The organism is Psychromonas sp. (genome assembly GCF_983033635.1).
This window is the reverse complement of the sequence record NZ_CEZLMY010000138.1, coordinates 1-9,172: the sequence shown is the minus strand read 5'-3', so window position 1 is coordinate 9,172 and position 9,172 is coordinate 1. Positions and strand designations below refer to the sequence as shown.

The following is a 9,172-nucleotide window of genomic DNA, read 5'->3' as shown; positions in this document are numbered from 1 at the left end:
TTTCCGTTTAGTTCGCTCAATTACCCCTCCGGGGGAAGCAATTAAAGAAATAGCCAGTCGTCGTCCTTACGATAATCCGAATACAGATCTGGTTTATTATCGTTTACGTCAGGATACGTCAACGATATTAACGAAAACGCACATGCCTTATGCATTAAATCAACAACGTTTGGCTCGTTGGAATAACTTATTGTATCAAGCACCTTTCGCGGTCGAATCTTTACCAAATTATGATAATGGCAGTAATCCTTTTAAAGTGTTTGCTGCAATACCAGCTGACGCCCGTTATCAGTTTATGCTTGATGAAGCAGAGTTCTCTATTATGGGCTTTATTAAAGGTCCCGTTTGTCGTGGTCAAACTGCACTTAATGTTATTCAAGATAAATTCTGGGTGTTGTTTACCGATCCCGATAACATTAAAAGTAAAGGTTTCGATAAATTTTTCTATGAACAAGCGGATAACTTAGAATTACCATCGGATTATAGCGCTAAACACCGTGCGCTAAGGTCATGGAGAAAATTCGCCAAACGTGAAAAAGCTTATATCGGCGCCGTGGAAGACATTTTAAAACAGATAAAAGATCCTGATAAATATTTAGGTTTGGATAGTTTATGGGAAAATAATGATAATGCTAGTCTAACTATTTTCAGACACTTCGACAGTGCAGTAGTGGTACGTGGTTTACAGGGGCAAACACCAAAAACAGCCTGGATCATCGACTATCCAGTGTTAGAGCGGATCCACTATCTATTAGTTGCAGGCTATGATGTATATGGATCGATTCGCCATCAACTAGTTACTCGCTTGTATATGGACCTTTTGCGTATTGAAAGTGAAATGGCATTTATCACCTTATTACCTAAAGAACAACGTCAGGCTGAAATTGAGTCATGGTATCTAGACTCAACAAAAGATTTAAAGGAATTTATTGACGATACCAGCTTCTTTTTCGAACAAAAAAACAGCGTAACATATAATACTTCTAACCCTAAACAGGAGTTATTTAATAAATTAAAAACACGTTATAAAGTAGCAGAGCAATATCAATTAGATGTAACTAGCGGGCCATTAACGGGGTTAAATAAATTAGCGAATGCGGCCGTGCAGCAATTAGCACAATCAAGCTTCATTATTGTTGAAGATAAAGAAGGCATACCTCAACTATATACCCTGCTCCGCCATAACGAGCGTAGTAATGTTTCAACGTTGCTGAAAGAGAAGAAAACTCGCTTACCACACTTAGACACTGCAGAACTGTTTAAAGGGTTGATTGTCAGTTATCCTGAGATAATTTTCAAACTAAATAAACAACAGCAAAAAGATTTTGTTCAACAGTTACAACAAGTTAATAATGCAGCAAGTTATAATCAGTTGTTAGATAACTATGCAATACGCCGTACTAATCCTGACTTTTGGCAAGTCAGCGATTTATTACATCAAACTCATCAGCAACAAAATCCGACCACTTATGGATTGTTCGATTATAACCGTTTGGAAAATCGTTAATCCGTTGCCCGTAAAAGTATCAAACAATGGCTTTTTACGGGCATTTCAACTTTATTTATTCATGCCTTAATGGGTGCTTTATGAATTCATTTTATGCTCTTTTGCTGTTGTCTCTACGATACAGGCAAATCCAACATTGTTGATAATGCAATTACAGAAAATAGCGCCTGTAAATCTTGCTTTTATCATTATTCATAACTTAAATATACATTATCAACAGCTTATAAGGATGTAATTGTGCTTAAAAATATAACCCTCCTGTTCTTCGTCTCCTTTTTATTTTCCTGCGCTAGCCTGCCGGAGAATACCAGCAGTAAAAGTTACGCGATGAGTAAATCTCAAGAAAGTGAATTAACTATGGAGCTTGATGAGAAACGTGCGCAACTTGGCTTAAATGATGATGAAGCATTAATGACACTATTAGAAGATGGGGTCGATGCTTTTGTTGCCCGAGTTTCTCTTATTAAAGCGGCGCAAAAAAGTGTAGATCTGCAGTATTATCAATATCATTCTGATTTAAGTGGAGGTCTATTAACGGCTGCACTGTGGGAAGCGGCAGAGAGAGGCGTTCGCATACGCTTACTTGTAGACGATATGGATTTAGCAGGCGAAGATATTAATATTGCAAAAATTAATGCCCATCCTAATTTTACAGTGCGCATTTTCAACCCGTTTTTACGTGATAAACGTCGTACTCGTCAATTAATTACAGGCTTTGGTTCAGTAACACGTCGAATGCATAATAAAACATTCACTGTAGACAGCAGCATATCCATTTTGGGTGGCCGTAATGTCGGAGACCAATACTATGGCGCGCACTCAGATGTAACTTTTGGAGATTTAGATATCGCTTTTACAGGCGACATTGTTCAAGAGGTTCAAACCTCCTTTGACTTATATTGGAACAGTGAAATCAGCTACGGCATTAATTTATTAAATGATTACCAACCGACAAAAGATGACTTACTTGAAGTCAGTCAAACTTTACAATCCTTTTTAGAAGAAAACTATAATTCTCAGTTTGCACAAGCACTTCGTGAAAACGATTTGTTAAGCCTGGTAGCAAAAGGAAAAGTTAACCAATACACAGGTAACGCTGTGGTTTTATATGATGATCCATTAAAAGTTGTCTCTTCACGTGAAAAAACAGAATACCACCTAGTTCCAAAATTACGACCTTACGTGAATGATGCAAAAGAGGAACTCGTACTCGTTTCACCTTACTTTGTACCAGGGGATGAAGGTGTTGCACTATTTGCAGATATGGTAAAAAAAGGCGTAAAAGTTAGAATTTTAACCAATTCGATGAAATCCAATGACGTCACCATAGTACACTCTGGTTATTCGAAGTATCGTGAAGCGTTATTAGCGCTTGGTGTAGAATTATATGAGATCGACAGTACTCGTATAGATGTATTAAGTAAATATACTGATAAAGCGGCAGCATCAACTGCTTCCAAAGTAACTTTACATGCTAAATATTTTGTAATTGACCGTAAAGTAACTTTTATTGGTTCAATGAATCTTGATCCGCGTTCGCGTAGTGAAAATACAGAAATAGGTGTGATTGCAGAATCAGAAAAATTAGGTGCTTTTATTGTTAAGGATTTTGACAGTGTTGTTAAAGATGGAGCCTTTAAATTATCACTAGAAGATGGTGAAATTATCTGGACTAAAACGGACGGGGACGAAATCACAATCTTTAACGATGACCCCTACAGCAGCTGGTGGGATCGCTTTAAAAACGGTTTCCTGCAGTGGTTACCTGTCGAATCACAACTTTAACTTTAACCGGCATGGAAATTATTATTTAGGTTTCTATAAACAATAGGGGTAGCTTTAAAGTCTTGAACTGGATGCTTAGTTTATCAGTCTATTATTTGCGTTATCGGCAAAGTCAAAAAGGCTTGCGACTTCTGCTTTTTTACTCATACTAAAACGTGCCAATCACCCGGCTGGAGATTAACGTATTCGCGTACACAGGCTTACATTAGTATGCTTAGTTCATCATATAAGTTAAGTTAAGCGAGTACATTTCGCCTTCAAATCGAGACTCTGCTTTGTATTCTTTGCTGTAGTTAAATGCGAGGTTCCATTGACTATTAAGCCAATACGCTGCCTGTATGCCCACTCCGTGCACTTCTGATTTATTACCAATATCCGTGCCTAACAGTTGGTTCAAGTTATTGAGAGAGGACGGTAGGTCATCACTTTCCATTTGCCACTGACTGTAACCTCGGATACCGACTTCAAATTGCTGAGTGAGGTATTGGCTCCAGCCATACTCGATGGTGAGGTGGTCACCCGGAGTTACACCAGTTTCGTCAACTTCGCCGTGAAATTCATAGGTGGCGGCAAGCATTAACGCTGTCGCCTGCTCCATCATGTAGTAATACCCTGCAAGTTGGAACTGAGTCGTCCACATATCCAACGTAACATCATCATCACCCACTGGTGCGTACACGCCGACACCTAGAGTAACGTCGTGATTCATATTCAGCCAGCTAAGCCAAAGCGGTTGAATGTAGAGATCACCCAGGCCTTGGTCCTCTTCACCGTCAAAGTCGTTAGACAATAAAACTGGGTTGAAGTAAAAACTGTAACGCGCCCCCAATACTTCCCAATCGGTCACCCACAAAATCAATGGTGCTATACCGGCAGAGCTGAGATCAGCATTGATATCTTTACCTGAGCTTGTGACAAGTGTGTCACTTGTGTAGTAAAAGTTGTACTGTTCGTATATAAAACCGGCTTGGTCAGGCACCGTAAGATCTCGGATATTGGCAATTGCCGGGGCGTAATGGCCTGCACCTACGATTCCATCCGCAAATGCAGGGAAAGCAAAGCTTGCTGCAGCCAGAGCGAGCAATAGTTTCGATTTATTACTTTGAATAGTCATAGTTTTCCCGTTAAGAGTTCAGAGTTTTTAGTTACTCATTTTCAATTACAGAATAGGAGTCCATATATTTTTTCTGCTTTCAATAGGCTTAGTGTTGAATCCAGCAGTTTTAACTTACTGTATATTTAATAATGTTGCACAGAATCGTAAAAAATTCCAATTTAAACAACTATATCTGTATTAGCGGATGGCTTTTTAATGCAAAAAAGTGAATTGTCATTTTGCGGTAAGGAGACGATGGAGCATCCCGCGATTGTGGAAATAAATTTAGCTGTCTTACTTTCCTTATCCTTATCTTTTGTCAGATAGCGCAGCTAAACTGCAGGAACGTCATAGCATATAAGCTAACGTTTCGACTCTCCTTAAAGACAAAAGGTGAGCATTAAGCTCACCTTTTATATACTAAAATTCGTTAAGAGCGACTTTTAGCAGGCTTTCTTCGTGTGTTACGACGGTTTGATGATTTACCTTTTTTAGGCGCGTGACTTGCATCAGAAGCGGGCACTTCTAATTTTGGCTGAAAGCCTTCAATCTCTTTTCGAGTAATAAACTCACCCAGACGATTTTCAATGGCACAAAGATTTCTAAAATCATCTCTGGAAACAAAAGAGATAGCTTCACCAATCTCACCAGCACGACCAGTACGACCAATTCGGTGAACATAGTCATCGGCTTCGTCGGGCAGGTCGTAATTAACCACTCGGGTAAGGGAGTCAATATCAATACCACGGGCGGCAATCCCTGTCGCCACCATAAAGTTAAGCTCTCCAGATTTAAAATCTTCTAACAACTGGCCACGCACCGCCTGACTTCTGCCGCTGTGAATGGCCTCAGCTTTAATGCCGCGCTTTTCAAGCTGGCTGACCAACTTAGCCGCACCACGTTTAGTCTCAATAAAAATAAGCGCCTGATCCCATCTGTTTTCTGTAATCAAAAAACTCAGCAGTGCAGATTTAGCTTCTTTATCGACAGTGATCAGCCATTGTTCAATCTGCGGAGTTGCAGTGCTGTCCGGCGTAATCGCTATTTCAACTGCGTTATCAATAGCCGTTCTGGCTAAAAAACGTACCTGCTGGGAAAGCGTGGCAGAAAACAGCAAGTTCTGTCTTTTCTCGGGCAAGCGTTCCACAATTTTATTAATGTCTGCTATAAAACCCATATCAAGCATTCTATCTGCTTCATCCAGCACCAGTACTTCCAGCTCATCAAAATGTATCGCTCTTCGGGTATACATATCCAGCAGCCTGCCCGGGGTCGCAACCAGAATATCAACACCTTCTATCAGGCGCTCTTTTTGCGGCTCTGAATCAACACCGCCATACATAGCCATCGAGGTAAGATTTAGATGTTTACCATACTGTGCAATATTAGCCTCAACCTGTACCGCCAGTTCCCGGGTCGGCGTAAGAATAAGTGCGCGAATACGCTTTGCGCGCACGGCTGGCGCATCAATAAGATTTTGTAATATCGGCAGTACAAAACTCGCCGTTTTGCCTGTGCCCGTCTGTGCAGCCGCGATAAGGTCTTTACCCGCCAATATAACCGGAATCGCCTTTTCTTGAATCGGCGTAGGGGTCTCGTAGCCTTGTTCGGCTACAGCTTTTACAATCGGATCGCTTAATCCAAGGTTGGAAAATGGCATTTGGAGTCTCAGATATATGATAAATAAACAAACTGTTAAGGCTGGAGGCAGTAACAGAAAAATATAGGTAGTTATTCTAACATGAAAATAATTAATGAGCTCGAAGCGCTTGAAGCTAATTTTCGCCGCCAATTGTTAAAAACAGCCTAAGAGTAAGCAGATAAATTATGCTATGCTGAACCTCTCATTTCTTCCCTTTAGAGGAGATTTATATGTACAAGATTGCAGCATCCGACTTAGATGGCACATTACTGACATCAGATCACAAAATACCCCCTTTCACCAAAAAAGTATTAACTCAACTGCACGAACAAGGCAAAGAGTTTATTTTTGCAACAGGCCGCCATCATATTGATGTAGCACAAATGCGCGAACAACTGGGCATCCCAGCGTTTATGATCACCTCAAATGGTGCCTATGTTCATAACAGCCAAAACGACATTATTTTTCAGCAGCATCTGCCTCAGAAAATCATTGCCGGCATAATTGAAATGGTTAAAAATGATGATGAAATTATAATTAATATCTACCGTAATGATGACTGGCTGGTCAACAAGGAAGACACTAAAACAGATTTCAATCATGACAACTTTACTTACAGCTTCTTCGATATTGACAACCCTCCGCTAGAAAATGTTGCTAAAATATTTTTAACTCGCGAGGATCAAGACCATAACAAACTGGTTATATGGGAAGATAAAATTAAAGCTAAATTTTCCGACAGAGCCAATATAGTCTTTTCCTCACCTTCCTGCCTTGAAATCATGGATGCAGGTGTTTCAAAAGGCCATGCCCTTGATGCAGTTGCTAAAATGAAAGGTTATCAGCTAAAAGACTGTATTGCTTTTGGAGACGGCATGAATGATTTTGAAATGCTCTCAATGGCAGGCAAAGGACTGGTAATGGCAACGGCTCATCATAAAGTTAAAATGGCGCTGCCTGATCATGAAGTTATCGGCTGCTGTGATGATCAGGCCGTTGCGCATTATCTTGTCAAACACCTGCTGGACTGATGCATTCAAAACGCCTGCTTGACTTGCCAATATTAAAACTCCAGCAATTCAACATTAATATTTTATAGTAATAATATCGAAAACCGGGACAGCGCATCTATTTGAAATATTAAGACACAAATGATTTGGCTGTCCTGCCTTTTTTTGGTTTTCTTACCTGTTTTATATGCTGGCATAAACACCTCTATTTCAAATAAAGGTGTCTACTAGATCGGATCAACTACAGAGTCCGAGTGCAACGTGTTGTTATACGATTTTTTATTTTCAATCCAAATCCAAATCCAAACGAGGATTTTTGGGCAACTTTCTCTTTAATTTTTAATGAACCTTGATATACCTTCCGCAGAAAAACAACCTTCTATCCTATTATCATATCGTTCTTGAAAATGAATCATTGTATTTTCATCATACCCTAGAGCTCCCGTAACAAATGATTCAATAAATTCAGGAGTAAAAAGATCTAATACTATAGAAATGAAAGCAACCATCGCAAAGTAAAGTACTCTATAAGGGAGCAATACAAAATCCTCCACACTTTCTACTTTTAGCGCAATCGAGTTTAAATAATCATCAAGGTAATTATCCGTTGTTGGTATTGATAGAAAAAGCGTGTCTGCATTTCTAACTACCTCCAGCTTTTCATCGGATTGGTCAAAAATAGAGAATATAGAATCTTCCCCATTACAACTTGACTCTATAGGTGAGAATTCAATTTCTTTTGAATCATTTAACAACGTGATATTGCCATATCTTCTTTCAGTGAAATACGAATTTGTGGATAGTACTTTCAAAAACAGATAGTGCTCATATGTTTGATTAGCACTATAAAATCTATAAAAATGTGACATTTCAACATCCTGCGACAACCCAGCAATTTCAACAGGGATATTGATCGGCCCAAGTCCCCAAACACTGTCTTCAAGAAAATCACTACTACAAACCGTATTATTGATTCCTTGCTCACAAACTGAATTTTGATGGATATCATTGTTATTACCGCCACCACAAGCGGTTATGCTAAATACCATTATCAATAAAAAAAGATAACTGCATGATTTACAATAAAATAATCTAATAATTGCTTCCTCTTCGAGGGCTAGAATTGGGAAAATAATTTTCATAATGTTTTTTGCGTATAACGCTTGCGTATGGGGATTTTATGAGCGCTTTGGCGGGAACCGCCAGCGAATAAAATTCCCACATGACGCACTTGTTAGCTTTTATAATTTTACGTTAATATTTCCTGAGTATTCATTACCGTCTGAATCGACGAAATTAAAACTTGCTTCAAGTAGTTCATTTGAATATTCAGTCACATTAATAGTCCCAGAGTACGCGGAAACAGAGCCACCAGAGATATTATCTGATTCGATTCTAATCGAAGCATCATCAAATGGAATGGAAAATGTCCCTGTTGTTTGAAGTTGAATAGCGACTACCAACTCAATATAGCCATCTATATATGGGGCTCTAATAATATTAAAAACATTATCTTCTTCTCTATATGCGCAAACATCAGTCGTTACAGACAGAGCTATCGCATTATTTGAGCTTATTGATAATGAGCCTGAGTTGAATTTATTACTATCACTTACTTTATTTAACTGTTTACCTGATAAAGAATCTATAATAAATTCTAGCTGAGATGGGCTATTAATTTTAATAATTGGCGTACTTCCTGATTTCAGTTCATCACCCGATTCAGTTAGTGGAAAAGGTTCATCGGAATTACATTCATTTAATGTAACCACTCCTTCATTCTGGTTTATAAGGTATAGAATATTGTTAAAGTCAGAGCGCCATACTCCTGTAAGTTCACCATTATTACCATTACCATTACCATTACCACCATCATTACATGATGTAAGTGTTAAAGATAAAAGAATGAAAATCACTGCACTAAAATATTTCATTGTTTAATATTTCCTATTTGAAGCTAATAGTGTATTAGATTGCATACTCACTAATACGCAAACACAATCGATCTGATAAAGATGGTTTTATAACAAAATTAATCTTTTTAAACAGCATGTTGGATCATGTTTGGTGTATATATTTGACATTAATTTTACGTAGAAAACAAGAACTGTATTTATAGAGTTCTCTATAAA

7 protein-coding genes are annotated in these 9,172 nt (G+C 38.6%); 3 read left to right on the top strand and 4 right to left on the bottom strand.

Annotated elements, in window-relative coordinates; genetic code table 11:
- Both AC4GME_RS14540 and AC4GME_RS14535 read left to right on the top strand, forming a co-directional pair.
- A partial coding sequence (locus AC4GME_RS14540; protein WP_490379643.1) for a fatty acid cis/trans isomerase occupies nucleotides 1-1,507 on the top strand: 1,507 nt, incomplete at its 5' end.
- A 237-nt stretch (nucleotides 1,508-1,744) separates the two neighbouring features.
- Nucleotides 1,745-3,292 (top strand): phospholipase D family protein, encoded by a 1,548-nt coding sequence (locus AC4GME_RS14535; RefSeq protein ID WP_490378019.1) that lies wholly within the window; start codon nucleotides 1,745-1,747, stop codon nucleotides 3,290-3,292.
- A 214-nt stretch (nucleotides 3,293-3,506) separates the two neighbouring features.
- Here the strand turns inward: AC4GME_RS14535 and AC4GME_RS14530 are convergent, their stop codons facing one another.
- Entirely contained in the window at nucleotides 3,507-4,406 is a 900-nt protein-coding gene (locus AC4GME_RS14530) for a SphA family protein (protein ID WP_490378020.1), read from the bottom strand.
- Between the two features lie 412 nt (nucleotides 4,407-4,818).
- Nucleotides 4,819-6,048 (bottom strand): DEAD/DEAH box helicase, encoded by a 1,230-nt coding sequence (locus AC4GME_RS14525; RefSeq protein WP_490379642.1) that lies wholly within the window; start codon nucleotides 6,046-6,048, stop codon nucleotides 4,819-4,821.
- 212 nt (nucleotides 6,049-6,260) lie between these two features.
- On the opposite strand from AC4GME_RS14525, the gene AC4GME_RS14520 reads away from it, so the two are divergent.
- Nucleotides 6,261-7,061 (top strand): Cof-type HAD-IIB family hydrolase, encoded by an 801-nt coding sequence (locus tag AC4GME_RS14520; RefSeq protein ID WP_490379641.1) that lies wholly within the window; start codon nucleotides 6,261-6,263, stop codon nucleotides 7,059-7,061.
- A gap of 311 nt (nucleotides 7,062-7,372) precedes the next feature.
- Here AC4GME_RS14520 and AC4GME_RS14515 read toward each other — a convergent pair whose 3' ends face one another.
- Together AC4GME_RS14515 and AC4GME_RS14510 are read right to left on the bottom strand one after the other, a co-directional pair.
- Complete coding sequence (locus tag AC4GME_RS14515) at nucleotides 7,373-8,182, bottom strand: hypothetical protein (RefSeq protein ID WP_490379640.1); 810 nt, start codon at nucleotides 8,180-8,182, stop codon at nucleotides 7,373-7,375.
- A gap of 99 nt (nucleotides 8,183-8,281) precedes the next feature.
- Nucleotides 8,282-8,974, bottom strand: coding sequence for a hypothetical protein (locus AC4GME_RS14510; RefSeq protein WP_490379639.1), 693 nt, complete (start codon nucleotides 8,972-8,974; stop codon nucleotides 8,282-8,284).
- Nucleotides 8,975-9,172: the final 198 nt, after the last annotated feature.

Bases quoted from the DNA above. Each gene is read 5' to 3' on its own strand.
- AC4GME_RS14515 (WP_490379640.1), bottom strand. From the start codon at position 8,182: ATGAAAATTATTTTCCCAATTCTAGCCCTCGAAGAGGAAGCAATTATT.
- AC4GME_RS14510 (WP_490379639.1), bottom strand. From the start codon at position 8,974: ATGAAATATTTTAGTGCAGTGATTTTCATTCTTTTATCTTTAACACTT.
- AC4GME_RS14520 (WP_490379641.1), top strand. From the start codon at position 6,261: ATGTACAAGATTGCAGCATCCGACTTAGATGGCACATTACTGACATCA.
- AC4GME_RS14525 (WP_490379642.1), bottom strand. From the start codon at position 6,048: ATGCCATTTTCCAACCTTGGATTAAGCGATCCGATTGTAAAAGCTGTA.
- AC4GME_RS14530 (WP_490378020.1), bottom strand. From the start codon at position 4,406: ATGACTATTCAAAGTAATAAATCGAAACTATTGCTCGCTCTGGCTGCA.